Annotated in this window: 25 protein-coding genes; 6 read left to right on the forward strand and 19 right to left on the reverse strand. The window is 67.7% G+C overall.

The features are described 5' to 3' along the window. Positions 1-45 precede the first annotated feature (45 nt). The 19 genes from folC to V4F39_RS05090 form a co-directional block, all read right to left on the reverse strand. Positions 46-1,341 (reverse strand): bifunctional tetrahydrofolate synthase/dihydrofolate synthase, encoded by a 1,296-nt coding sequence (folC, locus tag V4F39_RS05000; RefSeq protein WP_378235077.1) that lies wholly within the window; start codon positions 1,339-1,341, stop codon positions 46-48. Then, positions 1,341-2,213 carry an acetyl-CoA carboxylase, carboxyltransferase subunit beta gene (gene accD, locus V4F39_RS05005; protein ID WP_332288206.1) on the reverse strand — a complete coding sequence of 291 codons (873 nt, stop codon included), beginning with the start codon at positions 2,211-2,213 and terminating at the stop codon, positions 1,341-1,343. Before accD ends, folC begins: the two co-directional genes overlap by 1 nt. Before the next feature lie 105 nt (positions 2,214-2,318). Then, positions 2,319-3,128: a tryptophan synthase subunit alpha gene (trpA, locus tag V4F39_RS05010; protein ID WP_332288207.1), complete on the reverse strand. Its 810-nt coding sequence runs from the start codon at positions 3,126-3,128 to the stop codon at positions 2,319-2,321. 160 nt (positions 3,129-3,288) lie between these two features. Beyond that, positions 3,289-4,515: a tryptophan synthase subunit beta gene (gene trpB, locus V4F39_RS05015; RefSeq protein WP_332288208.1), complete on the reverse strand. Its 1,227-nt coding sequence runs from the start codon at positions 4,513-4,515 to the stop codon at positions 3,289-3,291. Positions 4,516-4,525: 10 nt separating this feature from the next. Further along, positions 4,526-5,179, reverse strand: a complete 654-nt coding sequence (locus V4F39_RS05020) for a phosphoribosylanthranilate isomerase (RefSeq protein WP_332288209.1) — start codon at positions 5,177-5,179, stop codon at positions 4,526-4,528. Beyond that, on the reverse strand, positions 5,180-5,983 hold the full coding sequence (gene truA, locus V4F39_RS05025; protein ID WP_332288210.1) for a tRNA pseudouridine(38-40) synthase TruA: 804 nt from the start codon (positions 5,981-5,983) through the stop codon (positions 5,180-5,182). Next, positions 5,976-8,678: a motility hub landmark protein FimV gene (locus tag V4F39_RS05030; RefSeq protein WP_332288211.1), complete on the reverse strand. Its 2,703-nt coding sequence runs from the start codon at positions 8,676-8,678 to the stop codon at positions 5,976-5,978. Before V4F39_RS05030 ends, truA begins: the two co-directional genes overlap by 8 nt. Before the next feature lie 157 nt (positions 8,679-8,835). Further along, entirely contained in the window at positions 8,836-9,963 is a 1,128-nt protein-coding gene (gene asd, locus V4F39_RS05035; RefSeq protein ID WP_332288212.1) for an aspartate-semialdehyde dehydrogenase, read from the reverse strand. Positions 9,964-10,050: 87 nt separating this feature from the next. Then, positions 10,051-11,151, reverse strand: a complete 1,101-nt coding sequence (leuB, locus tag V4F39_RS05040) for a 3-isopropylmalate dehydrogenase (RefSeq protein WP_332288213.1) — start codon at positions 11,149-11,151, stop codon at positions 10,051-10,053. Next, on the reverse strand, positions 11,151-11,813 hold the full coding sequence (gene leuD / locus V4F39_RS05045; protein ID WP_332288214.1) for a 3-isopropylmalate dehydratase small subunit: 663 nt from the start codon (positions 11,811-11,813) through the stop codon (positions 11,151-11,153). The genes leuB and leuD overlap by 1 nt, the downstream gene beginning before the upstream one ends. Positions 11,814-11,817: 4 nt before the next feature. Further along, positions 11,818-11,949: an entericidin A/B family lipoprotein gene (locus tag V4F39_RS05050; RefSeq protein WP_332288215.1), complete on the reverse strand. Its 132-nt coding sequence runs from the start codon at positions 11,947-11,949 to the stop codon at positions 11,818-11,820. A 27-nt stretch (positions 11,950-11,976) separates the two neighbouring features. Further along, positions 11,977-13,401, reverse strand: a complete 1,425-nt coding sequence (leuC, locus tag V4F39_RS05055; protein WP_332288216.1) for a 3-isopropylmalate dehydratase large subunit — start codon at positions 13,399-13,401, stop codon at positions 11,977-11,979. Between the two features lie 142 nt (positions 13,402-13,543). Continuing rightward, positions 13,544-14,854 carry a citrate synthase gene (locus V4F39_RS05060; RefSeq protein ID WP_332288217.1) on the reverse strand — a complete coding sequence of 437 codons (1,311 nt, stop codon included), beginning with the start codon at positions 14,852-14,854 and terminating at the stop codon, positions 13,544-13,546. A 5-nt stretch (positions 14,855-14,859) separates the two neighbouring features. Further along, positions 14,860-15,144, reverse strand: coding sequence for an FAD assembly factor SdhE (locus V4F39_RS05065; protein ID WP_332288218.1), 285 nt, complete (start codon positions 15,142-15,144; stop codon positions 14,860-14,862). Positions 15,145-15,187: 43 nt separating this feature from the next. Continuing rightward, positions 15,188-15,895 carry a succinate dehydrogenase iron-sulfur subunit gene (locus V4F39_RS05070; protein WP_332288219.1) on the reverse strand — a complete coding sequence of 236 codons (708 nt, stop codon included), beginning with the start codon at positions 15,893-15,895 and terminating at the stop codon, positions 15,188-15,190. Between the two features lie 23 nt (positions 15,896-15,918). Then, positions 15,919-17,724, reverse strand: a complete 1,806-nt coding sequence (sdhA, locus tag V4F39_RS05075; protein ID WP_332288220.1) for a succinate dehydrogenase flavoprotein subunit — start codon at positions 17,722-17,724, stop codon at positions 15,919-15,921. 1 nt (position 17,725) lies between these two features. Further along, a complete protein-coding gene (gene sdhD, locus V4F39_RS05080; protein ID WP_332288221.1) occupies positions 17,726-18,088 on the reverse strand; it encodes a succinate dehydrogenase, hydrophobic membrane anchor protein in 363 nt (120 codons plus the stop codon). 23 nt (positions 18,089-18,111) lie between these two features. Next, positions 18,112-18,540: a succinate dehydrogenase, cytochrome b556 subunit gene (sdhC, locus tag V4F39_RS05085; protein WP_332288222.1), complete on the reverse strand. Its 429-nt coding sequence runs from the start codon at positions 18,538-18,540 to the stop codon at positions 18,112-18,114. Positions 18,541-18,646: 106 nt separating this feature from the next. Continuing rightward, positions 18,647-19,414 carry a GntR family transcriptional regulator gene (locus V4F39_RS05090; protein WP_332288223.1) on the reverse strand — a complete coding sequence of 256 codons (768 nt, stop codon included), beginning with the start codon at positions 19,412-19,414 and terminating at the stop codon, positions 18,647-18,649. A gap of 150 nt (positions 19,415-19,564) precedes the next feature. On the opposite strand from V4F39_RS05090, the gene V4F39_RS05095 reads away from it, so the two are divergent. The 6 genes from V4F39_RS05095 (at position 19,565) to acnB (ending at position 25,758) form a co-directional block, all read left to right on the forward strand. After that, positions 19,565-20,551, forward strand: coding sequence for a malate dehydrogenase (locus V4F39_RS05095; protein WP_332288224.1), 987 nt, complete (start codon positions 19,565-19,567; stop codon positions 20,549-20,551). Positions 20,552-20,605: 54 nt separating this feature from the next. Then, complete coding sequence (locus tag V4F39_RS05100) at positions 20,606-21,616, forward strand: HpcH/HpaI aldolase/citrate lyase family protein (protein ID WP_332288225.1); 1,011 nt, start codon at positions 20,606-20,608, stop codon at positions 21,614-21,616. Between the two features lie 120 nt (positions 21,617-21,736). After that, a complete protein-coding gene (locus V4F39_RS05105; protein WP_332288226.1) occupies positions 21,737-22,354 on the forward strand; it encodes a hypothetical protein in 618 nt (205 codons plus the stop codon). 106 nt (positions 22,355-22,460) lie between these two features. Further along, positions 22,461-22,709, forward strand: a complete 249-nt coding sequence (locus V4F39_RS05110; protein ID WP_332288227.1) for an AbrB/MazE/SpoVT family DNA-binding domain-containing protein — start codon at positions 22,461-22,463, stop codon at positions 22,707-22,709. A 7-nt stretch (positions 22,710-22,716) separates the two neighbouring features. Further along, positions 22,717-23,121: a type II toxin-antitoxin system VapC family toxin gene (locus V4F39_RS05115; RefSeq protein ID WP_332288228.1), complete on the forward strand. Its 405-nt coding sequence runs from the start codon at positions 22,717-22,719 to the stop codon at positions 23,119-23,121. Positions 23,122-23,166: 45 nt separating this feature from the next. Beyond that, complete coding sequence (acnB, locus tag V4F39_RS05120) at positions 23,167-25,758, forward strand: bifunctional aconitate hydratase 2/2-methylisocitrate dehydratase (RefSeq protein ID WP_332288229.1); 2,592 nt, start codon at positions 23,167-23,169, stop codon at positions 25,756-25,758. The last annotated feature ends 93 nt before the right edge of the window (positions 25,759-25,851 follow it).

Genomic DNA, 25,851 nt, shown 5'->3' on the forward strand with positions numbered 1-25,851 from the left:
GATCGGGGCGTTTGGAGGGGCAGGCCGGACGCGGCCTGCCGACGCTCAGCCCGCGTGCTTGGCGCTCAGCCGGGGCAGACCGTCCTTCAGCACGCCGCCCACGGTGTAGAAAGAACCGAAGACCACGATTCTATCAGCGGGGTCTGCGGCGGCGACGGCCGCACGCAGCGCCGCAGCAGGGCTCGCATGGGTTTCGACGGCCGGCGGGTTGGCGCAATGCAAGGCCTGCACCGCGGCGGCCAGTTCCGCCGCGGTGGCGGCACGCGGCGTCTCGAGGTCGCAGAGGTACCAGTGATCGACCAGCGGCGCGAGCTTGGCCAGCAGCGCGGGCAGGTCCTTGTCGCGCATCGCCCCGAACACCGCATGCGTGCGCGGGAAGAAGCCCATCTGGTCGAGGTTGAGCGCGAGCGCCGCCACCGACTGCGGGTTGTGCGCCACGTCGAGCACCAGCGTGGGCTGTCCCGGCACGATCTGGAAGCGGCCCGGCAGGTCGACCAAGGCCAGCCCCTGGCGCACCGCCTGTGCGCTGATGGGCAGTTGCTCGTACAGCGCCTCGAAAGCCGCCAGCGCGCCCGCCGCGTTCAGCAGCTGGTTGGCACCGCGCAGCGCCGGATACGCCAGCGCGTTGAAGCGCCGCTGCCGGCCAGCCCACTGCCACTGCTGGCGATCGCCGCTGTGGCGAAAATCCCGCCCCGCCAGCCACAGGTCCGCGCCGATGCGCCCGGCGTGGTCGATCACGCTCTGCGGCGGCATGGGGTCGCTCACGATCGCCGGCTTGCCAGGCCGCATGATGTGCGCCTTCTCGCGGCCGATGTCCTCGCGCGTGGGGCCGAGCCAGTCGGTGTGGTCGAGGTCGATGCTGGTCAGCACCGCGCAATCGGTGTCGACGATGTTCACGGCATCGAGCCGGCCGCCCAGGCCCACTTCCAGGATCACCAGGTCCAGCGGCGTGTGCATGAACACCCGCAGGATCGCCAGCATCGTGAACTCGAAGTAGCTCAGCGTGGTGTCGCCGCGCGCGGCTTCCACCGCCTCGAAGTGCGGCAGCAGCGTCGCCTCGTCGGCCATGCGGCCGTTGACGCGGCAGCGCTCCTCGAAGTGCACCAGGTGCGGCTTCGCGTAGAGGCCGACGCGGTAGCCCGCCGCCAGCGCGATGCTCTCCAGCATCGCGCAGGTCGAGCCCTTGCCGTTGGTGCCGGCCACCGTGATCACCGGCACCTCGAAGCGCACGCCCAGACGCTGCGCGACCGCGCGCACGCGGTCCAGCGTCATGTCGATGTTCTTCGGGTGCAGGCGCTCGCAGTGGGCCAGCCAGTCGGCCAGCGTGCGAGGTGTTTGCATCAGGCGACGGCGTCGGCGCTCTGGCGCTGCAGCATGCTGAGCGCGCGGGCGATCGTGCTGCGCAGCTGGCGGCGGTCGACGATCATGTCGATCGCGCCCTTTTGCAGCAGGAACTCCGAGCGCTGGAAGCCTTCGGGCAGCTTCTCGCGCACGGTGTTCTCGATCACGCGGGGGCCGGCGAAGCCGATCAGCGCCTTCGGCTCGGCGATGACCACGTCGCCCACGAACGCGAAGCTCGCGGACACGCCGCCCATCGTCGGGTCGGTCAGCACGCTGATGTAGGGCAGCCTCGCCTTGGCCAGGTGCGTCAGCGCCGCGTTCGTCTTGGCCATCTGCATCAGGCTCAGCAGGCCTTCCTGCATGCGGGCGCCGCCGGTGGCGGTGAAGCAGACGAACGGCACCTTCTGCTCGACCGCCGCCTCGACGCCGCGCACGAAGCGCTCACCGACCACCGAGCCCATCGAGCCGCCCATGAAGTCGAACTCGAAGCAGGCGGCGACCAGCGGCACGGTGTGCACCGCGCCGCCGACGACCACCAGCGCATCGGTCTCGCCGGTGGTCTCCAGCGCGTCCTTCAGCCGCTCGGGGTACTTCTTGCTGTCCTTGAACTTCAGCGCGTCGACCGGCAGCACTTCATGGCCGATCTCGTAGCGGCCTTCCGGATCGAGGAAGGCATCGAGCCGCTGGCGGGCGCCGATGCGGTGGTGGTGGCTGCACTTGGGGCAGACGTTGACGTTCTGCTCCAGGTCGGCCTTGTAGAGCACCGTCTCGCAGGACGGGCACTTGATCCACAGGCCCTCGGGCACCGTGCGGCGCTCGTTCGGGTCCGTCGGCTGGATCTTGGGCGGCAGCAGCTTTTCAAGCCAACTCATGTCAGCCCCTCGTCCAACGTGTACGTTGGACGGTCCCCCGAGGGGACGCTGTCCGGCTTGGGGCGGCCCGGCTCGCGGCCCGCTGATGAGCATGCCTTCGGCTTGTCATGTCTTCACTCCTTCGTCTAGCGCGGCGCGGATCTCGGCGATGAACGCCGCCGCGGCCGGGGCGACATTGTCGCGCGGCTGGGTTTCGAGGATCTGGACGAGGCGCGAGCCGATCACGACGGCATCGGCGACGCGGCCCACCGCCTGGGCCGTGGCGGCATCGCGGATGCCGAAGCCCACGCCGACCGGCACGTTCACGTGCGCCTTGATGCGCGGCACCATGTCGGCCACGGCCGAGGTGTCGAGGTGGCCGGCACCGGTCACGCCCTTCAGCGACACGTAGTACACGTAGCCGCTCGCCACCTGCCCGACACGCGCCATGCGCTCTTCGGTCGACGTCGGCGCGAGCAGGAAGATCGGGTCCATCCCCGCTTGGCGCAGGATCGCGGCAAAGGCCTCGCACTCCTCGGGCGGGTAATCGACGATCAGCACGCCGTCGACGCCGGCCTCCTTGGCATCGGCGACGAAGCGGTCGACGCCGTAGCGCTCCACCGGGTTGGCGTAGCCCATCAGCACGACCGGCGTGGACTGGTCGCGCTCGCGGAACGCGCGCACCGCGGCCAGCACCTGCGGCAGGCCGATCTTCCGGGCCAGCGCACGCTCGGACGCCTGCTGGATCACCGGGCCGTCGGCCATCGGGTCGGAGAACGGCACGCCGAGCTCGATGACGTCGGCCCCGGCCCCGGCCATCGCCAGCATCAGCTCAGGCGTGACGTCGGCATACGGATCGCCGGTGGTCACGTAAGGAATCAACGCCTTGCGGCCCGAGGCTTTCAGCGCGGCGAAGGTGGTGGCAATGCGGCTCATGATGTCAGCCCCTCGTCCGACGTGTACGTCGGCCGGTCCCCCGAGGGGACACGGGCCGGCTTGGGAGCGGCCCGGCGCGCGGCCCGTGGAAAAGTCAGCCCCTCGTGCGACGCGTACGTCGGCCGGTCCCCCGAGGGGACACGGGTTCGATGAATGCAGGTCACAGCGCGGCCCCCTTCATCAACGACACGCCGGCCAGGTCGGCGACGGTATTGATGTCCTTGTCGCCCCGCCCCGAGAGATTGACGAGCAGGTGCTGGTCGGGGCGCATCGACGGCGCCATCTTGATCGCCTGCGCAACCGCGTGGCTCGACTCCAGCGCCGGGATGATGCCCTCGACGCGGCAGAGGCGATGGAAGGCGGCCAGCGCCTCGTCGTCGGTGATGCCGACGTATTCGGCGCGGTCGATGTCCTTTAGGTAGGCATGCTCCGGGCCGACGCCGGGGTAGTCGAGGCCGGCCGAAACCGAGTGCGTCTCGATGATCTGGCCGTTCTCGTCCTGCAGCAGATAGGTCCGGTTGCCGTGCAGCACGCCGGGCGAGCCCGCCGACAGGCTGGCCGCGTGCCGGCCGGTCTCGATGCCGTGGCCGGCCGCCTCGACACCGATCAGCCGCACCTTCTCGTGCGGGATGTACGGGTAGAAGATGCCCATCGCGTTGCTGCCGCCACCCACGCAGGCGATCACCGCGTCGGGTTGGCGATCGGGGCCGATCATCTCGGGCATCTGCACGAGGCATTCGTCTCCGATCACGCGCTGGAAGTCGCGCACCATCATCGGGTACGGATGCGGGCCGGCCACGGTGCCGATGATGTAGAACGTGTTCTCCACGTTCGTCACCCAGTCGCGCAGCGCCTCGTTGAGCGCGTCCTTCAGCGTCTTGCTGCCGGACTCGACCGGCACGACCTTCGCGCCCAGCAGGTGCATGCGATAGACGTTCGGCGACTGGCGCTTGACGTCCTCGCTTCCCATGTAGACGACGCACTCCATGCCGTAGCGCGCGCAGATCGTCGCGGTGGCCACGCCGTGCTGGCCGGCGCCGGTCTCGGCGATCACCCGCGGCTTGCCCATGCGCTTGGCCAGCAGCGCCTGGCCGATGGTGTTGTTGACCTTGTGCGCGCCGGTGTGGTTCAGGTCCTCGCGCTTCAGGTAGATCTGGGCGCCGCCCAGCTCGCGCGACAGCCGCGCAGCGTGGTAAACCGGGCTCGGCCGGCCGACGTAGTGCTTCAGTTCGTACGCGAACTCGGCCTGGAACGCCGGGTCATGGCGGTAGCGCTCGTAGGCCGTCTTCAGCTCATCGAGCGCGTGGATCAGCGTTTCGGCGACGAAAGTGCCGCCATAAGGCCCGAAGTGCCCTTCGGCATCGGGCTGTGCATAGGGTGCGTTCATGGTGATCGGTTCAGGAAAGAGGGTTCGACGCGGCGCGGGCATCGGCCTCGCGCACCGCATCGCAGAACCGGCGAATCAGCTTGGCATCCTTGATGCCTTTGCTCGCCTCGACGCCGGAGCTGACGTCAACGGCCCACGGCCGGACGCGCAGCACCCCATCGATCACGTTTGCAGGATTCAACCCACCAGACAAAACGACCGGAGCGGGAACGTCGGCGGGAATGAGCGACCAATCAAAGACCTTTCCACCGCCGCCGTAGCCGTCGACGAAGGCGTCGAGCAGCAAGGCCTGGGCTGAAGGGAAGCGGGCTGCGAAGTCTAACAAATCGAAGCCCGGCGCCACACGGGCCGCGCGCAGGTATGGGCGCGCGGCCGATTCGCAGTCGGCCAAGGTTTCGTCGCCGTGGAATTGCAGCAGCGCCGCGGGCACCGCGCCCACCGCGCGGGCGACATCATCCGCAGCCGCGTTGACGAACAGGCATACCGGCGTCACGAACGGCGGCAGGCGCCGGGCAAGCACCCCCGCGCGCTCCGCGCTCACGTGGCGCGGGCTCTTGTCGTACAGGACGAAGCCGACCGCATCGGCACCGGCCTGCACCGCCGCGTCGAGATCGGCCTCGCGGGTGATGCCGCATACCTTGATGCGCGTGCGGCGCGTGCTCATTCAGGGCAGCCAGTCCTGGGCTGGCGTGTGTTCGGGCAATCCATGGCCCGCATCGTAGTACGGGCCGACGAAGTACAGCCCTTCCGCGGCAAAGGTGGGCGCCGCGGCGCTGCGGCTGCGCGCATCCCGCACCTCCGCCATCCACGAAGGCGGACGGCCGCCCTGCCCCACCGCGACGAGGCAGCCCATGATGTTGCGCACCATGTGGTAGACAAAGGCGCTGGCGTCGAAATCGAATCGCCAGTAGGCACCCCGGCGTTGGATCTCGATCGCGCGCATGGTCTTCACCGGCGACGCGGCCTGGCAATCCGCGGCGCGGAACGAGCTGAAATCGTGCTCGCCTATCAAGGCCGCAGCGGCCTGGCGCATCGCATCGCCATCCAGGGGACGGAACACCCAGCCGCACAGGCCCTGCTCCAGCGCAGGCCGCACCGGCGATTCGAGCAGAACATAGCGATAGCGCCGCCCCCGCGCGCTGGCACGGGCGTGGAAGTGATCGGCCACTGGCCGGCACCACTGCACGGCGATGTCCGGCGGCAGGAAGCGGTTGGTGCCGCGGACCCAGGAAAACGGCTCGCGCTCCACCGGCGCGTCGAGATGAACGACCTGGTTGAGGCCATGCACACCGGCGTCGGTGCGGCCCGCGCACAGGGTCGCGACAGGCTGCGCCGCGAAGCTCGACAGCGCACGCTCGAGGTGGTCCTGCACCGTGCAGCCATCGGGCTGGCTCTGCCAGCCGTGGTAGGCGCCGCCGCGGTAGGCGATGCCGAGCGCGATGCGGCGCCCGGCCGCGGACTCAGCCAAGACTGTCGAGCAGGCTCTGAGCGCGCGCCTTCAGCGGTCCACCGGCCTTGGCCACGACCTCTTCCAGCAAATCGCGCGCGCCTTCGAGATCCCCGATCTGCCGGAACTCGTCCGCGAGCTCGAACTTCCGCTGCAGAGGATCGTCGCCTTCAGCAGGCAGCTCGAACGCGGACGCGTCGCCCGGCACACCCAGATCGCCAAGGTCGAATTCGAGATCTCCCGGCGCGGTACGCTGCGACGCGGCCGGCGACGGCGCCGGCGACGGATCCATCTCCAGATCGAGCGACATCGAATCCAGGTCGAGGTCCATCGGGCGGGTCGGCGCACCGCTGAACGGCGGCGCGAACTCCGACGGCGGCGCTGTAAGCGGCAGGTCGAACGCCAGGCTGTTGTCGTTGCGGTTCAAGGTGGAGGGCAGGCCGATCGGGCGCGTCGCCTCCATCGACGACAGGGGCGACAGTTCGCCGGGCTCCGTCGGCATGTCCAGGTCGAGGTCGAGCTCCATCGACGAGAGCGAGCGCAGTTCTTCGCCGTCGATGCTCGGGCTGGTCGTGGCAAAGCCCGTGGCCGGCATCACCGACTGCGGCAGCGTGCTGGCACCCAGTGCCTCGACGCCCTCGCCAGCAACCGCCGCCGGCGGCTGCCCACCCGGCTGGTAGAGCGGATTTTCGGGGTCGATCTGCTGGCCGAGCGCCTGGGCCTTGGCCCACTCCTCGCCTTCGCCGCGCGTCATGCCGAACAGCTGGGTCGCGAGCAACTCGAAACCCTTGGTGTCGCGCCGCTTGGCGTAGACCTCCAGCAGCTTGGTGCGCACGGCCAGGCGGCCGGGATCGCTGCGCATGGCCTCCTTGAGGATTTCCTCGGCCTGCAGGTCACGGCCGTAGGCCAGGTAGACGTCGGCCTCCGCCACCGGATCGACATCGCCGATGGCATCCAGTTGGCTCAGCGAGTAGTTCATCGACGACGACGAATTGCCGTTCGCCTCGCGCGTGTCGATCCGCTGCCCGCCCGTGGCGCCGAAGAACGAATCGGGCTGCAGACGGCTTTCGAGGAAGGAGGTCTCCCCGCTGTCCGCCTGCGAACGCTTGCGCCAGCGGTAGTAGCCCAGGCCCGCCAACAGCACCACCAGCAGGCCCGCGGCCGGCAGCAGCATCGGGTTGTCCGCCAGGACGCTGTCAGCCGGCGCATCGGGTGCAGGAGACGGCACCACCGCAGGCGCGGACGCCGGAGTGGCTGCGGCCACGGGCGGCGCCGACGCGACCGCCACCGCGGGCGGCGGCACCACGGCGGAGGCCGCGGCCTCGGTCGATGGCGGCGCCATCGGCACCGGCGTGGCCGAAGCGGACACGGCGGGGGCCGAGGCCGGGAGCGCGGGCACGACCCCGCCGGCCGAAGGCACCGAGGCCGAGCCCGCCGTGCCGGAACCGGCCTGCAGGCGCTTCAAGTCCTCCACGTTGCGGGCGAGTTCGGCGACACGCGCCGCCTCGTCGCGACGCTGCGCTTCCCCGGAAGCGCGCGCCTCCGGGGCCGACGCCTGCACCGCCCCCTGCGACAGGCGCAGCCGATCCGGCGTGCTTGCCGCGGCTTGCTTGCGGTCATCGACCTGCGCCTGGACCTGGCCGCGCGCCTGGCGCGGTGGCTCGTCGGGACGCACGGCCGGCACCACACCCGCCAGCCGTTGGCGGTAGGCGCTGAAATCGGCGCTCTGCGCCTGGATCAGCTGCTTGGCCTCCGGCGTGCCGATCTGCCTGGCCGCTTCGGCGCTCGGCACCGTGAGCACCGCGCCCGCGCGCAGCCGGTTCATGTTGTTGTCCATGAACGCCTGCGGATTGCTGCGGTAGAGCGCCACCAGCATCTGGTCGAGCGACACACCCGGAGGCTGCGTGTTGGTGGCGATGCGGTAGAGCGTCTCGCCCTGTCGCACGGCGTAGGTATCGCCGCCGGGCGCTGCCGGCCGGGATGCAGCGGGCCGCGGCGCAAGTGCGGGCGCGGGCGTAGGCGCGGGTGCGGGAGGACTGTTCGCGGTGACCGGCGCCCGCGCCGGCGCAGGCACGGGGGCCGGCGCGGGTGGCGCCGGGCGTGCCGAAGGTGCCGGCCTCGGTGCGGCGGACGGCGGCACCGGTGGGGGGAGCGGCGCGGCGGACAGCGCTGGCGGCACGGGTGCCGCGGCGACCACGGGCGGCGGCGCGGCGCGGCCCGGCGGGTCGAACAACATCGTGTATTCCCGCACCAGCTTGCCGCTCGACCAGGAAATGTCGAGGATCACATCGACAAACGGCTCCTGCACGGCCCGATCGCTGGTGAGCCGCACGTAGGGGCGCCCGTCAGGCCGCCGCAGCAGTTGCACCTGAGCGCCCGGCAGCACGGCGTTGTAGTCGACCCCCGCGGCCCGATAGGCCTCGGGCGACGCCACGCGAAGCCGCAGCGTGGCAGCCTCCTCTGGCGAGATGCTGGTCACATCGATTTCGGCCCGCAGCGTTTCGCCGAGGGCCGACTGGACGGCGACGCGTCCGAGGCCGAGCGCCCAACTGCCCGGCGCCGCCGCACACAGCAGCGCTGCCAACGCGACGGCAGACAAGGACGGGCCGCGCGCGGTCAATGAGCGTTTCTTCAAGGCGTCTCCCCGGAGCACTCGGCGGAATGCGTGCGTGCAGTTCCGTCGCCAACGATGTGTTTGGAAGAAGGGCGCCGGCAAATGAGCGGCGGCCTGTAAACGGGTTTTTTCACAATATCAGCGAGCATATAGGCTGACAAGCTCATGCAAGTTCTGTCAATTGCGGCAACCCCAGGCCAGCAGCGGCCGCATCCCCCGGTTGTCGCCGCCTCGCAACATCCGAGGGCGCGGCCACCGGTCACGCTTCCAGCAGGATGCGCAACATGCGGCGCAGCGGCTCGGCCGCACCCCAAAGCAATTGGTCGCCGATGGTGAAGGCGCCAACGTATTCCGGCCCCATGGCCATCTTGCGCAGCCGGCCGACGGGAATCGTCAGCGTGCCGGTGGTGGCCACCGGTGTCAGGTCGCGCAGCGTGGCTTCGCGGTTGTTCGGAACGAGCTTGACCCATGCGTTGTCATTGGCGATCAGCTGTTCCAGATCGGCCAAAGGCACGTCTTTCTTGAGCTTGAAGGTGAGCGCCTGGCTGTGGCAACGCATCGCACCGATGCGCACGCAGAAGCCGTCGACCGGAATCGCCGCCGAGCCGAAGCCCTCGCCTTGGCCGAGGATCTTGTTCGTCTCGGCCATGCCTTTCCACTCTTCCTTGCTGACCCCGTTGCCCAGATCCTTGTCGATCCAGGGGATCAGCGAACCACCCAGCGGCACGCCGAAGTGCTGCGTTTCGTCGGCCGACAGCGCGCGCTGCTTTTCGACGAGCAGGCGGTCGATCTCGAGGATCGCGCTCTTCGGGTCGTCGAGCAGCGGCTTGACCGAGGCATTCAGCGTGCCGAACTGCGTCAGCAGCTCACGCATGTGCTGCGCGCCGCCGCCGGACGCGGCCTGGTAGGTCTGCGTGCTCATCCACTCGACCAAGCCCGCCTTGTACAGCGCGCCCACGCCCATCAGCATGCAGCTGACGGTGCAGTTGCCGCCAATCCAGTTGCGGCCGCCGCTGGCCAGCGCGTTCTTGATCACAGGCAGGTTGACGGGATCGAGCACGATGACGGCGTCGTCCTTCATCCGCAGCGTGGAGGCCGCGTCGATCCAGTGGCCCTTCCAGCCCGCGGCGCGCAGCTTCGGATACACCTCGGTGGTGTAGTCGCCGCCCTGCGCGGTGACGATGATCTCGCAGCGCTTGAGCGCCTCGATGTCGTACGCGTCCTGCAGCTTCGTTTCGTTCTTCGCCATCGACGGCGCGGCGCCGCCGGCGTTGCTGGTGCTGAAGAACACCGGCTCGATGTGATCGAAGTCGCCCTCGGCGCGCATGCGATCCATCAGCACGGAACCGACCATCCCGCGCCATCCAACCAGACCTGTGAGTGCCATTTCAGTTCGCCCTTTCGTGTTGAGAAACCTGGTCCCCCGGCTCGCTTCGCCGGGGTCCAGGGTTGGGGCGAGACGAACCGGAGCTTGCTAGCTCTTGGTAATGCCCTTGGTGGTCTTGGCGATCGCGTTGACCACGGCGTCGCCCATCTCGCGCGTGCCCACCTTCTGCGTGCCCTCGCTCCAGATGTCCGGCGTGCGCAGGCCGGCGGACAGCACAGCGCCGACGGCCGACTCGATACGGTCGGCAGCCTGGGGCTGGTTGAGGGAGAAGCGGAGCATCATGGCAGCGGACAGTATTGTAGCCAGCGGGTTGGCCACGCCCTTGCCCGCGATGTCCGGCGCGCTGCCATGGCTGGGCTCGTAAAGACCCTTGTTGTTCTTGTCCAACGATGCAGACGGCAGCATGCCGATCGAGCCGGTCAGCATCGCCGCCGCGTCCGACAAAATGTCGCCGAACATGTTGCCGGTGACGATCACGTCGAACTTCTTCGGCGCCTTGACGAGCTGCATCGCCGCGTTGTCGACGTACATGTGGTCGAGCGCTACGTCCGGGTACTGGGCGTGCACCTCGGTGACGATGTCCTTCCAGAACTGGAAGGTCTCGAGCACGTTGGCCTTATCGACGCTGGTGACGCGCTTGCCGCGCTTGCGTGCCGCCTGGAACGCCACGTGCGCGATGCGCTCGATCTCCGGGCGGCTGTAGCGCATGGTGTCGAACGCTTCGTCGGCGCCAGGGAAATGCCCGTCGACCGCGGTGCGGCGGCCACGCGGCTGGCCGAAGTAGATGTCGCCGGTCAGCTCGCGGATGATCAGGATGTCGAGGCCCGACACCAGTTCGGGCTTCAGGCTCGAGGCATGCGTGAGCTGCTCGTAGCAGATCGCCGGACGGAAGTTCGCGAACAGCCCCAGGTGCTTGCGCAGCCCGAGGATCGCCTGCTCGGGCCGCAGCGGGCGGTCGAGCTTGTCGTACTTCCAGTCGCCGACGGCCCCGAACAGCACCGCGTCGGCGGACTTCGCGAGGTCGAGCGTCGCATCCGGCAGCGGATGGCCGCTCGCTTCATAGGCCGCGCCTCCCACCGGGGCGGTCTCCATTTCCAACGGCAGGTCCAGCACCTTCAGCACCTTCACCGCCTCGGCCACGATCTCAGGGCCGATACCGTCGCCCGGCAGTATCGCGATCTTCGCCATCAGTTTCCTGCTCCTTGAACCATGCGTTGCCCCAGCCACGGCATGCGGGCCAGCCGCTGCGCCTCGAACGCGCGGATCTTGTCGGCGTGACGCAGCGTCAGGCCAATGTCGTCCCACCCGTTCAACAGGCACTGCTTGCGGAAGGGCTCGACGTCGAAAGCCAGCTCGTCACCGCCCGGCGTCACGACACGCTGCCGCGGCAGATCGATCGTCAACTGGTAGCCCGGGAAAGCCGCCACCTCGTCGAACAGCCGCGCCACCTGGCTTTCAGGCAACACGATCGGCAGGATGCCGTTCTTGAAGCAGTTGTTGAAGAAGATGTCGGCGTAGCTTGGCGCGATCAGCGCGCGGAAGCCGTACTGGTCGAGTGCCCACGGCGCATGCTCGCGGCTCGAGCCGCAGCCGAAGTTCTTGCGGGCCAGCAGGATCGAGGCGCCCTGGTAACGCGGCTGGTTCAGCACGAAGTCCGGGTTGGGCTTGCGCGAGGCGGGGTCCTGCCCCGGCTCGCCGGGATCGAGGTAGCGCCACTCGTCGAACAGGTTCGGGCCGAAGCCCGACCGCTGGATCGACTTCAGGAACTGCTTCGGGATGATCGCGTCGGTGTCGACGTTCTCCCGGTCCATGGGCGCGACCAGCCCTTGGTAAACGACAAAAGACTTCACGGGGTCACTTCTTCTTGGCGGCGTCTTCGATCTTCTCGCCGCCGCGCTGGATGTCCTTCCCAGCGCCGGCGATGGTGTTGCAGCCCGCCATGAACACCAGCGAGAACACCGAGATCAGGGCCAGAACCTTCTTCATGAGCTTTCTCCTTCGGATTGAACGCGGTCAAGCGATGCGTCTGACGTCGACGAAATGCCCCTCCATCGCCGCCGCGGCAGCCATCGCCGGGCTCACGAGGTGGGTCCGGCCGCCCGCACCCTGGCGGCCTTCGAAATTGCGGTTGCTGGTGGAGGCGCAACGCTCGCCCGGCTCCAGCCGGTCCGCGTTCATCGCCAGGCACATCGAGCACCCGGGCTCCCGCCACTCGAAGCCGGCAGCCTTGAAGACCTGGTCGAGGCCCTCCCGTTCGGCCTGCGCCTTCACGAGGCCCGAGCCCGGCACGACCATCGCCAGCTTGACATTGGCGGCGATGCGCCCGCCGATGCGCCGCACGACGGCGGCGGCCTCGCGCATGTCCTCGATGCGGCTGTTGGTGCACGAACCGATGAAGACCTTGTCGATGCGGATGTCGGTGATCGCCTTGTTCGGCTGCAGCGCCATGTACTCGAGCGCCCGTTCGATCGCGGCACGCTTGTTGGCATCCTTCTCGCGTTCGGGGTCCGGCACGCGGCCTTCGACCGGCACCACCATTTCAGGCGAGGTGCCCCAGGTCACCTGCGGCTGGATCTGCGCGGCATCGAGTTCAACGACGGCATCCCACTTGGCGTCGTCGTCGGAACGCAGGGTGCGCCAGTAGGCGATGGCCTGCTCAAGCTCCACGCCGGAGGGCGTGAAGGGCCGGCCCTTCACGTAGGTGATCGTCGTGTCGTCCACCGCCACCAGGCCGGCGCGCGCACCGGCTTCGATCGCCATGTTGCACACCGTCATGCGGCCTTCCATCGTCAGCGCGCGGATCGCGCTGCCGCCGAACTCGATCGTGTAGCCGGTGCCGCCTGCGGTGCCGATCTTGCCGATGATGGCCAGCACGATGTCCTTCGCGGTGCAGCCGCGCGGCAGCGTGCCTTCCACCTTGACAAGCATGTTCTTGGCCTTGCGGGCGAGCAGCGTCTGGGTGGCCATCACATGCTCGACCTCGCTGGTGCCGATGCCGTGCGCCAGCGCGCCGAACGCGCCGTGCGTGCTGGTGTGGCTGTCGCCGCAGACGACCGTCATGCCGGGCAGCGTCGCACCGCTTTCCGGGCCGATGACGTGCACGATGCCCTGGCGCTTGTCGAGGAACGGAAAGTACGCGGCCGCGCCGAACTCGCGGATGTTGGCATCCAGCGTCGTCACCTGGAGCTTGGAGATCGGGTCGGCGATCCCGTCGTAGCCCGCCTCCCAGTGCTGCGTGGGCGTGTTGTGGTCGGCGGTGGCGACGATCGAGCTCACGCGCCAGGCCTTGCGGCCCGCCATGCGCAGGCCCTCGAAGGCCTGCGGGCTGGTCACCTCGTGGACCAGGTGGCGGTCGATGTAGAGCACGGCGGTGCCGTCGTCTTCGGTATGGACGACGTGCTCGTCCCAGAGCTTGTCGTAGAGGGTGCGTCCGGTCATGGCTGGTGGGCGGCGTTCAGGCCGCCATTGTCTCGCTTCGGCGGCCGGCAGGCGCGCCCGCCGGCATGGGTCGCAAAGTGTAAGCCGCGCCAACAAAAAGCCCCGGCTCGGCCGGGGCTCTCGACACGCGGAAAACGATCGATCAGCGCTGTTCGATCGGCTTCACGTCGCGGGCAACGGAGCCCGAGAACAGCTGGCGCGGACGGCCGATCTTGTACTCGGGGTCGCCGATCATCTCGTTGAGCTGGGCAATCCAGCCGACCGTGCGGGCCAGCGCGAAGATCGCGGTAAACAGGCTCACCGGGATGCCGATGGCGCGCTGAACGATGCCGGAGTAGAAGTCGACGTTCGGGTAGAGCTTGCGGGCGACGAAGTATTCGTCTTCCAGCGCGATCTTCTCGAGGGTCATCGCCAGCTTGAAAAGCGGGTCGTTGTGCAGGCCCAGCGCGTTCAGCACTTCGTGGCAGGTTTCGCGCATCAGCTTGGCGCGCGGGTCGTAGTTCTTGTAGACGCGGTGGCCGAAGCCCATCAGCTTGACGCTGCTGTTCTTGTCCTTCACCTGCTTGATGAACTCGCCGATCTTCTCGGCGCCGCCCTGGCGCTGGATGTCTTCCAGCATGTTGAGCGCCGCTTCGTTGGCGCCACCGTGCGCGGGGCCCCACAGGCAGGCCACGCCCGCCGCGATGGCCGCGAACGGGTTGGTGCCCGACGAGCCGCACAGGCGCACCGTGGAGGTGGACGCGTTCTGCTCGTGGTCTGCGTGCAGGATGAAGATGCGGTCCAGCGCGCGCACCACCACGTCGTTCGGCTCGTACTCCTCGCAGGGCGTGCCGAACATCATGCGGGTGAAGTTGGCCGTGTAGGACAGCTCGTTCTTCGGGTAGATGTACGGCTGGCCGATGCCGTACTTGTAGGCCATTGCCACCAGCGTGGGCATCTTCGCGATCAGGCGGATGGCCGAGATCTCGCGGTGCTTCGGATTGTTGATGTCCGTGCTGTCGTGATAGAAGGCCGACAGGCCGCCGACGAGGCCCGTCAGCACCGCCATCGGGTGCGCATCGCGGCGGAAGCCGCGCAGGAAGAACTGCATCTGCTCATTGACCATGGTGTGGTTGGTCACGAGCTTGACGAAGTCGCCCTTCTGCTGGACGTTGGGCAGCTCGCCGTTCAGCAGCAGGTAACAGGTTTCGAGGAAGTCGCACTGCGTGGCGAGCTGCTCGATGGGATACCCGCGGTACAGCAGTTCGCCCTTGTCGCCGTCGATGTAGGTGATGGTCGAATTGCAGGAAGCCGTCGACAGGAACCCGGGGTCGTAGGTGAACTTGCCGGTCTGCGCATACAGCTTGCGGATGTCGATGACGTCCGGGCCGATCGATCCCTTGTAGATCGGGAGGTCCATGCTCGGGCTGCCGTCGGAGAACGACAGGGTGGCTTTCACGTCGGATGGAGTCATCTCATTTACCTTTCTGGAGGTTCGTTCCGGGATCTCATCATCGCGAGGACGTCATGCACCTCGGGACGGTTCATTTCGTCGCTGGGCTCAGAACGACGCAACAACAGATCGAGCAAATCGTTGTCCGACAGTTCCATCAGCGACAGCAAGCCCTGGGCCTGCAACGGCGTCAATTGGTCCTCGTACCGGCTGAAGAAGCGCTCGATGAACAGGTCGTTCTCGAGCAGCCCCCGCCGGCAGCGCCACTTGAGGCGGTTGATCGCACCAGGCTCGAGCACGGCAGTGTCCATGTCCACCCTTGCTGGGTCCTGACCCTGGTGCACCGTCATGCCCTCAAACGGCGCGGCGCACCATCAGTTCCTTGATCTTGCCGATCGCCTTTGTCGGGTTGAGGCCCTTCGGACACACGTCCACGCAATTCATGATGGTGTGGCAGCGGAACAGGCGGTACGGATCCTCGAGGTTGTCGAGGCGCTGCGACGTCGCCTGGTCGCGGCTGTCGGCGATGAAGCGGTAGGCCTGCAGCAGACCGGCCGGGCCGACGAACTTGTCCGGGTTCCACCAGAAGCTCGGGCAACTGGTCGAGCAGCTCGCGCAGAGGATGCACTCGTAGAGGCCGTCGAGCTCTTCGCGCTCCTGCGGCGTTTGCAGGCGCTCCCGCTCGGGCGGCCGCTCCTCGTTGATGAGGTACGGCGTGATCGAGTTGTACTGCTTGAAGAACTGCGTCATGTCCACGATCAGATCGCGGATGACGGGCAGGCCCGGCAGCGGCTTCAGGACGATCGGGTCCTTCAAGTCGCGCAGGTTGGTCAGGCAGGCCAGGCCGTTCTTGCCGTTGATGTTCATCGCGTCCGATCCGCAAACGCCTTCGCGGCAAGAGCGTCGGAAGGAGATCGCCGGATCGATGGCCTTCAGCTTGATCAGGGCGTCCAGCAGCATGCGTTCGTGGCCGTCGAGTTCGATCTCGACGGTCTGCATGTAGGGCTTGGCGTCCTTGTCCGGGTCGTAGCGGTAGATGTGGAACGTGCGCTTCTGCGTCATGGCTGGGTAATCCTTGCTGTCGATCAGAACGTGCGGACCTTCGGCGGCACCGACTCGACGGTCAGCGGCTTCAGGTTGACCGGCTTGTACTCGAGGCGGTTGTCCGAGCTGAACCACAGCGTGTGCTTCATCCAGTCGCGGTCGTTGCGGCCCAGCGGGAACTCGGCGTCATCGGCGGGACGCTCGTAGTCCTCGACGGTGTGGGCGCCGCGGCATTCGGTGCGGGCGGCGGCCGAGATCATCGTGGCCTTGGCCGCCTCGATCAGGTTCTCGACCTCCAGGGCCTCGATGCGCGCCGTGTTGAAGACCTTGGACTTGTCCTTCAGCGTGATCGCCGGCACGCGCTCGGCCACCTGCTTGATCTTCACGACGCCTTCGTCCATCGACGCCTGGGTACGGAACACCGCCGCATGCGCCTGCATCGTCGAGCGGATGTCGTTGGCGACGTCCTGCGCGTACTCGCCCGTGGTGCTGCTGTCCAGGCGGGACACGCGGGCCAGCGTGCGGTCGACCGCATCCTTGGGCAAGGGCTTGTGGTTCTTGTTCTTGTTGTTGAACTCGACGATGTGGTTGCCGGCCGCCCGGCCGAACACCACCAGGTCGAGCAGCGAGTTGGTGCCCAAGCGGTTCGCGCCGTGCACCGACACGCAGGAGCATTCGCCCACCGCATACAGGCCGTTCACCACTGCGTTCGGGATCTCGCCGTTCGGCGCGACCACCTGGCCGTGGATGTTCGTCGGGATGCCACCCATCTGGTAGTGGATGGTCGGCACGACCGGGATCGGTTCCTTCGTGATGTCGACGTTGGCGAAGTTGTGGCCGATCTCGAACACGCTGGGCAGGCGCTTCATGATGGTCTCGGCGCCCAGATGGGTCATGTCGAGCACCACGTAGTCCTTGTTGGGACCACAGCCGCGGCCTTGCTTGATCTCCTGGTCCATGCAGCGCGAGACGAAGTCGCGCGGCGCCAGGTCTTTCAGCGTGGGCGCGTAGCGCTCCATGAAGCGTTCGCCGTTGCTGTTGCGCAGGATCGCGCCTTCGCCGCGGCAGCCTTCGGTCAGCAGCACGCCGGCGCCGGCCACGCCGGTGGGGTGGAACTGCCAGAACTCCATGTCCTGCAGCGGAATGCCGGCGCGCGCCGCCATGCCCAGCCCGTCGCCGGTGTTGATGAAGGCGTTGGTGCTGGCCGCGAAGATCCGGCCCGCGCCGCCGGTGGCCAGCAGCGTGGTCTTGGCTTCGAGGATGTGGATGTCGCCGGTTTCCATCTCCAGCGCGGTGACGCCGACCACGTCGCCATCGGCGTCGCGGATCAGGTCGAGCGCCATCCACTCGACGAAGAAGTTCGTGCGCGCCTTGACGTTCTGCTGGTACAGCGTGTGCAGCATCGCATGGCCGGTACGGTCGGCCGCGGCGCAGGCGCGCTGCACCGGCTTTTCGCCGTAGTTGGCGGTGTGCCCGCCGAACGGGCGTTGGTAGATCGTGCCGTCGGCGTTGCGGTCGAACGGCATGCCGAAATGCTCGAGCTCGTAGACGACCTTGGGCGCTTCGCGGCACATGAACTCGATGGCGTCCTGGTCACCCAGCCAATCGGAGCCCTTGATGGTGTCGTAGAAATGGTAGTGCCAGTTGTCCTCGCTCATGTTGCCGAGGCTGGCACCGATGCCGCCCTGCGCGGCCACCGTGTGCGAGCGGGTCGGGAAGACCTTGCTGAGCACGGCCACGTTGAGGCCGGCGAGCGAGAGCTGCAGCGAAGCGCGCATGCCGGAGCCACCCGCGCCGACGATCACGACGTCGAACTTGCGCTTGGCGATGGAAGAAGTAACGGCCATTTCAGAGTCTCCAGAGCACTTGCACCGCCCAGCCGGCGCAGCCGACCAGCCACGCGATCGTGAACACCTGCAGCGTGAGGCGCACGCCGACGGGCTTCACATAGTCCATCCACACATCGCGGATGCCGACCCAGACGTGGTATAGCAGCGAGAGGATCACGACGAAGGTCAGCAGCTTCATCCACTGCTGCGCGAAGATGCCCGACCAGCGGTCGTAGTCGAGCGGACCGGGCAGCAGCACCTGGACCAGCAGGACGATGGTGAAAAGGGCCATCAACGCGGCGGTGACGCGCTGGCTGAGCCAGTCGCGAAAGCCGTAATGCGCGCCGACGACGAGGCGCTTGGAGCCGTAGTTTGTAGACATGGTCAACGAAGTCTCGGGGAAACTCAGTACAGGCCGAACAGCTTGGCGCCCAGCAGGACGGTCAGCAGCAGGCTGCTCGCCAGCGTGAAGACCGCCGAGTGGTGGCCTTGCTGCTTGGAGACGCTGTGCGTGGCGTCCATCCACAGGTGCCGAAGGCCAGCGATGAAGTGCAGCAGGTAGGCCCAGATCAGCGCGAGCGCGACGAGCTTGAGGAACCATCCGGGCACGAACCCGATCCCAGCACTGAACGCGCTGGCGAAACCGTCGTACGAGATCTCCGACGTCACGCTGGCGTCGAACATCCACATCACGAAGGGCAGCAGGAGGAACATCACGACGCCGCTGATGCGATGCAGGATCGAGACGATGCCCGCCGGCGGAAGGCGGTAACCGACGATCTGCGTGACATGGATGTTCCGGTAGACGGGACGGGGTTTGAGGGTGTCTGCCATGTGCATCCTTGTTACCGACGGGTGGTTGTAATCGCAGTGAAACCGCGGGAGTTTATTGCAACGCAGCAGCAGGGGCGTGCATATGTCGTACGCCCAACCGGCTTGGTCAACTGAGATCGTTGCGATAGAAGTGGGTAGTGGTGTTGTAGAGGCCGCGCCGCCACTCGACCGGCCGGTCGCCGTAGGTGAAGGACAGCCGCTCCACGGACAGCAAGGGCGCGCCCAGGGGCAGCTCGAGCAGTTCCGCCGACTGTTCGTTGGCCACGACAGCACGGATCTTCTCCTCGGCACGGATCATCCGCACGCCGAACTCGCTCTCGAAGAGCCGGTACAGCGGCGCCCGCGACTCCGACAGGCGCTCGGCCGTCAGGCCCTTGAACTGCGCGCCGACGAGCCAGATGTCGTCGAGCACGATCGGTCGCTCGCGGAAATACAGCAGCCGGCGCACCTGCACCACCGGCTCGCCGCCGCGGATGTCCAGGGCACGCGCCACGTCAGCGGGCGCGCGCAGCCGGCGGCAATCGAGGAAGCGCCGCGGCATGCCCCCGGCTTCGCCCTCGTCGGGCATGAGGCGCAGGAAGCGGAACTGCACCTTCTCCTCGGCATGGGTCGACACGAAGGTGCCCTTGCCCTGGCGGCGCACCACGAGGTTCTCGGTGGCCAGCTCGTCGATGGCCTTGCGCACGGTGCCCTGGCTGACCTTGTAACGTGCCGCCAGCTCGGTCTCGCTCGGGATGGGTTCACCCGGCTTCCATTCGCCACCCTGCAGGCTGCGGGTGATCAGCGCCTTGATCTGCCGATAAAGCGGACTGAAGGACGGCGCTGCGGCGGAAGGGCCGCCGTCCGACTCGGGCGATGGCAACGCGGGACTCATTGCCGCCATTGCAACACAAAAGCATGTCTTACATAAGACATAAGATCGATGGCATGCCGCACGCCGGCCACCACCGGGCTAAACTGGCCGGCTTTTCCCGATACGCGCTGTCGTCTCCTTCCCTACCCTTCCTTTCTTCAGGAGTCCTCCATGAGCAAGTCGCCCGTTCGTGTCGCCGTCACCGGCGCCGCCGGCCAAATCGGTTATGCCCTGCTGTTCCGCATCGCCTCCGGCGAGATGCTCGGCAAGGACCAGCCGGTCATCCTGCAACTGCTGGAGATCCCCGACGAGAAGGCCCAGAACGCGCTGAAGGGCGTGATCATGGAACTCGACGACTGCGCGTTCCCGCTGCTGGCCGGCATCGTCGCAACCGGCGATCCGGAAGTGGCCTTCAAGGACGCGGACTACGCCCTGCTCGTTGGCGCCCGCCCGCGCGGCCCCGGCATGGAGCGCAAGGACCTGCTGTCGGCCAACGCGCAGATCTTCACCGCGCAGGGCAAGGCGCTGAACAAGGTCGCCTCGCGCAACGTGAAGGTGCTGGTCGTCGGCAACCCCGCCAACACCAACGCCTACATCGCGATGAAGTCGGCCCCGGACCTGCCGGCCAAGAACTTCACCGCCATGCTCCGCCTCGACCACAACCGCGCCGCGTCGCAGATCGCCGCCAAGCTCGGCAAGCCGGTCGATTCGATCGAGAAGCTGGCGGTGTGGGGCAATCACTCGCCCACGATGTACGCCGACTACCGCTTCGCCACCATCGGCGGCGCCTCGGTCAAGGACAGCATCAACGACGAAGCCTGGAACAAGGACACCTTCCTGCCCACCGTCGGCAAGCGCGGTGCGGCCATCATCGCCGCACGCGGCCTGTCGTCGGCCGCCTCGGCGGCCAACGCCGCCATCGACCACATGCGCGACTGGGCCCTGGGCACCAACGGCAAGTGGGTCACGATGGGCGTCCCGAGCAAGGGTGAATACGGCATCCCGAAGGACGTGATCTTCGGCTACCCGGTCACGACCGAGAACGGCGAGTACAAAATCGTCGAGGGCCTCGCGATCGACGCGTTCTCGCAGGAGCGCATCGACTTCACGCTGAAGGAATTGCTGGAAGAGCAGGACGGCGTCAAGCACCTGCTGTAAAGCACCTCAGGCCGGCCGATGTGCCGGCCTTTTTGCTGTTGGAGGCAGCCAGCCATGAGCCAGAAGATTCATCCCCGGCAAGCGCTCTTCGAGGAGGGGGACGCTGCCGAATCGCTGCCGGTATGCGATCACTACGCGGGCGTCGAGGAGCGGATGCGCAAGAGCATCGAACTCCAGGCGCAGATGGGCCCGGTGTTCGACGTCACGCTCGATTGCGAGGATGGCGCGCCGGTCGGCGGCGAACGCGAGCATGCGGCCCTGATCGCCGAATTGGTCGACTCGCCGCAGAACAGCTTCGGCCGCGTGGGCGCACGCGCCGTCACGGCCGACCACGAGGCCTTCGGTGACGTCGTCGACACCCTCGTGCGCCGCGCCGGCTCGCGGCTGGCCTACCTGATGCTGCCGAAGGTGCGCAGCGTCGCCGAACTGCAGCGCGGCATCGACGTGCTGGATGCCGCGGCCCGCAGCGCCGGGCTGCAGCGCGAGATCCCCGTGCACGCGCTTGTGGAGACGCACGGCGCGTTGCACGAAGCGTTTGCACTGGCCGCACACCCGCGCATCCAGTCGCTGTCGTTCGGGCTGATGGACTTCGTCTCGGCGCACCGCGGCGCCATTCCGGCCAGCGGCATGAGCGTCAAGGGCCAGTTCGAGCACCCGCTGGTGGTCCGCGCCAAGCTGGAGATCGCGGCGGCCTGCCACGCGCACGGCAAGACGCCCTCGCATTGCGTCGTCACGGAGTTCAAGCACCCCGCCGCATTGCAGGAAGCCGCGACGAAGGCGTGCCGCCAGTTCGGCTACACGCGCATGTGGAGCATCCACCCCGCGCAGATCCGGCACATCGTCGACGCCTTCACCCCGTCCACTGCCGAGGTCGACCTCGCGATCGACATCATCTCGGCCGCGCAGGCAGCCGACTGGGCTCCGATCCGCCACAACGACACCCTGCACGACCGGGCCAGCTTCCGGTACTTCTGGCACGTGCTGGAACGCGCGCACCGCACGTCCTACACCGGGGGCCCGCAACTACCTGCCGAAGTACGCCGCATATTCTTCGATGCCCACTGATGGATCGGCGCATCATGCGGGCCCGCGCAATGCGGTCGCGCGGACACAATTTCGTCGGCTGCAGCGCCGTAATCAGCGCGACAATCAACGAGTTACGCCGCTTTCCTTAGGGGATTCTTCATGAACTTCCGCCGCTCGCATGCCCTGCTCCCGCTGATCTGCGCCGCGCTGGCCGCGCCCGCGCTCTCCCACGCCAACGAACCGGCCGCCAAGCCCGCCGCCAAGGCGAAGAACACCCAGCCCGCGCGCAAGCCGGCGGCCAAGGCCAAGAAGCCCGCGCCGGCGCCCGTCGTCGAGGCACCGCTGCCCGATGCACCGCCGGAACAGCTGGCTGCCGCGGACCAGACGTATTTCGGCGGCTACAGCTGTGAGTTCGACCAGACACTGTCGGTGGCCGTGAACCCGAAACATCCGGGATATGTCGACGTCGACTTCAAGAAGCAGGTCTACGTGATGAAGCCGGTGATGTCCAGCACCGGCGCGCTGCGCCTGGAGGACGTCAAGGGCCGCGCCCTGATGATCCAGATCGCCAACAAGTCGATGCTGATGGACGTCAAGGCCGGCCAGCGCATGGTCGACGAGTGCCTGCACGAGCGCCAGCGCGCTGCGCGCCTGGCGATGCAGTCGGCACCGCCCGTGTCGTCGCTCGGCATCGACCCGGCCAAGGCCGCGGCCGTGGCCGCCGCGCCGGCGGCGATCGCCGAACCCGCGGCCCCGGCTGCCTCGACCCCTCCCTGACGACCCGGCAGGAGGCGGCGGCCGATGGCTGCCATCTGAACGCTTCCATCGGAAGGCGACGGTATGTAGAATCCTTGCATACTGAATCATGCCTGCAGGTACCGCCATGGAAGCCACTGTCGCTGAACGCGGACAGATCACGCTGCCCAAAGCCGTGCGCGATGCGCTGGGCTTGACCAAGGGCAGCGTCCTGAAGATCGAGCTGGACGGCGGGCGCATCATCCTGCGCAAGGATGTGAGCGAAGCCCTGCGCAAGGTGCGTGGCAAGTTCAAGCTCGCCGATGGCCTGGACACCACCGACGCCGCCCTGCGCGCCATCCGCGGCCGCGCCCCCGGCGACCCGGCCGACGAGTGACCGCACGATGATCGCGGTCGATTCCTCCGTCCTGATCGACGTGCTGATCGGCGACCCCCACTACGCCGACGCGTCCGAAGGCTGCATCACCGAGGCGCTGGCCGCAGACGACGTCGTCGTCTGCGATGCGGTCGTCACCGAGGTGCAGGCGATGCTCGACGCCTCGGTCAGCCTGATGGACACGCTGGCCACCCTCGGCATCCGCCACCTGCCCGGCACCGAGCAGGCGGCGATGCGCGCCGGCCACATGTACCGCCGCTTCCGCGCGCGTGGCGGCCGGCGCGAACGCGCGGCCACCGACTTCCTCATCGGGGCCCACGCCTTGCTTCAGTGCAACGGCCTGATCACCCGCGACGACGCCTTCTACCGAGAGTATTTCAAGGGACTCAAGCTCATCGTGCCCAAGGCCTGAGCCCTTCCGCTTCCCGATCCGCACGCCCTCATGGAGCCCGACAACATGCTGCAAGCCTATCGCCAACATGCCGCCGAACGCGCCGCGCTCGGCATCCCGCCGCTGCCGCTCGACGCCAAGCAGGTCGCCGAGCTGATCGAGCTGATCAAGAACCCGCCCGCTGGCGAGGACGCATTCCTGCTCGACCTGCTGACGCACCGCGTGCCCCCCGGCGTCGACGACGCCGCCAAGGTCAAGGCCAGCTTCCTGGCCGCCGTCGCGCACGGCGACATCCAGGTCGGCCTGGTCAGCAAGGCCAAGGCCACCGAACTGCTGGGCACCATGGTGGGCGGCTACAACGTGCATCCGCTGATCGAGCTGCTCGACGACGCGGAGGTGGCGGGCGTCGCGGCCGAAGGCCTGAAGAAGACGCTGCTGATGTTCGACTACTTCAACGACGTCGCCGACAAGGCCAAGGCCGGCAACGCGAAGGCCAAGGAAGTGATGCAGTCCTGGGCCGACGCCGAGTGGTTCACCTCGCGCCCCGAGGTCGAGAAGAAGATCACCGTCACCGTCTTCAAGGTGCCCGGCGAGACCAACACCGACGACCTGTCGCCGGCGCCCGACGCCTGGAGCCGCCCGGACATCCCCCTGCACTACCTCGCGATGCTGAAGAACACGCGCCCCGACGCGGCCTTCAAGCCCGAGGAAGACGGCAAGCGCGGCCCGATGAAGTTCATCGACGACCTGAAGAAAAAGGGCCACCTGGTCGCCTACGTCGGCGACGTGGTCGGCACCGGCTCGTCGCGCAAGTCGGCCACCAACAGCGTGATCTGGGCCACCGGCCAGGACATCCCGTTCGTGCCCAACAAGCGCTTCGGCGGCGTCACGCTGGGCGGCAAGATCGCCCCGATCTTCTTCAACACGCAGGAAGACTCCGGCTCGCTGCCGATCGAGGTCGACGTCTCCAAGCTGGAGATGGGCGACGTGATCGACGTGCTGCCCTATGACGGCAAGCTCGTGAAGAACGGCGAGACCGTGGCCGAGTTCAAGCTCAAGAGCGACGTGCTGTTCGACGAAGTGCGCGCCGGCGGCCGCATCAACCTGATCATCGGCCGCTCGCTCACCGCCAAGGCCCGGGAGTTCCTCGGCCTGCCCGCCTCCACCGTGTTCCGCCTGCCGCAAGCCCCCGCCGCGACGCAGGCCGGCTTCACGCTCGCGCAGAAGATGGTCGGCCGCGCCGTCGGCCTGCCGGAAGGCCAGGGCGTGCGCCCCGGCACGTACTGCGAGCCGCGCATGACCACCGTCGGCAGCCAGGACACCACCGGCCCGATGACCCGCGATGAGCTGAAGGACCTGGCCTGCCTGGGCTTCTCGGCCGACCTGGTGATGCAGTCGTTCTGCCACACCGCGGCCTACCCCAAGCCCGTGGACGTGAAGACGCACCGCGAGCTGCCGGCCTTCATCAGCAACCGCGGCGGCGTGGCCCTGCGCCCGGGCGACGGCGTGATCCACAGCTGGCTGAACCGCCTGCTGCTGCCCGACACCGTGGGCACCGGCGGCGATTCGCACACCCGCTTCCCGATCGGCATCAGCTTCCCGGCCGGCTCGGGCCTGGTGGCCTTCGGCGCCGCCACCGGCGTGATGCCGCTGGACATGCCGGAATCGGTGCTGGTGCGCTTCAAGGGCCAGATGCAGCCCGGCGTGACGCTGCGCGACCTGGTGCACGCGATCCCGCTGTACGCCATCAAGGCCGGCCTGCTGACCGTGGCCAAGGCCGGCAAGAAGAACATCTTCTCCGGCCGCATCCTCGAGATCGAAGGCCTGCCCGACCTGAAGGTGGAACAGGCCTTTGAGCTGAGCGACGCCTCGGCCGAACGCTCGGCCGCCGGCTGCACGATCAAGCTCAACCCCGAGCCGATCAAGGAATACCTCACCAGCAACGTCGTGCTGATGAAGAACATGATCGCCGACGGCTACGCGGACGCGAAGACCCTCGCGCGCCGCATCGAGAAGGTCGAGGCCTGGCTGGCCAACCCGCAGCTGCTCGAGGCCGACAAGGATGCCGAGTACGCCGCGGTCATCGAGATCGACCTGGCCGACATCAAGGAGCCGATCCTGTGCTGCCCGAACGATCCGGACGACGCGAAAACGCTGTCCGAGGTGGCCGGGACCAAGATCGACGAAGCCTTCATCGGCTCGTGCATGACCAACATCGGCCACTTCCGCGCCGCGGCCAAGCTGCTGGGCGGCCAGCGCGACATCCCGGTCAAGCTGTGGGTCGCGCCGCCGACCAAGATGGACCAGAACGAGCTGATCAAGGAAGGCCACTACGCGAGCTTCGGCACCGCCGGCGCCCGCACCGAGATGCCCGGCTGCTCGCTGTGCATGGGCAACCAGGCGCAGGTGCGTGAAGGCGCGACGGTGGTGTCGACCAGCACCCGCAACTTCCCGAACCGCCTGGGCAAGAACACCAACGTGTTCCTGGCCTCGGCCGAACTGGCCGCGATCGCATCGAAGCTCGGCAAGATCCCGACCGTGGCCGAGTACCACGACGCCATGGGCATCATCAACAAGGATGCCGGCAGCGTGTACCGCTACATGAACTTCGACCAGATCGAGGAGTACGCCGACGTGGCGAAGGGCGTGACGGCCTGAGCCTCGCCGCCTCCAAGGCAGAACGGCCCGCCGGCATCGTCCGGCGGGCCTTTTTTTCAGGCCGGCAGCCGCAGCGTCGTCAAGCCGCGCGGA

It is taken from the genome of Aquincola agrisoli, assembly GCF_036621135.1.
Taxonomy (GTDB): domain Bacteria; phylum Pseudomonadota; class Gammaproteobacteria; order Burkholderiales; family Burkholderiaceae_C; genus Aquincola; species Aquincola agrisoli.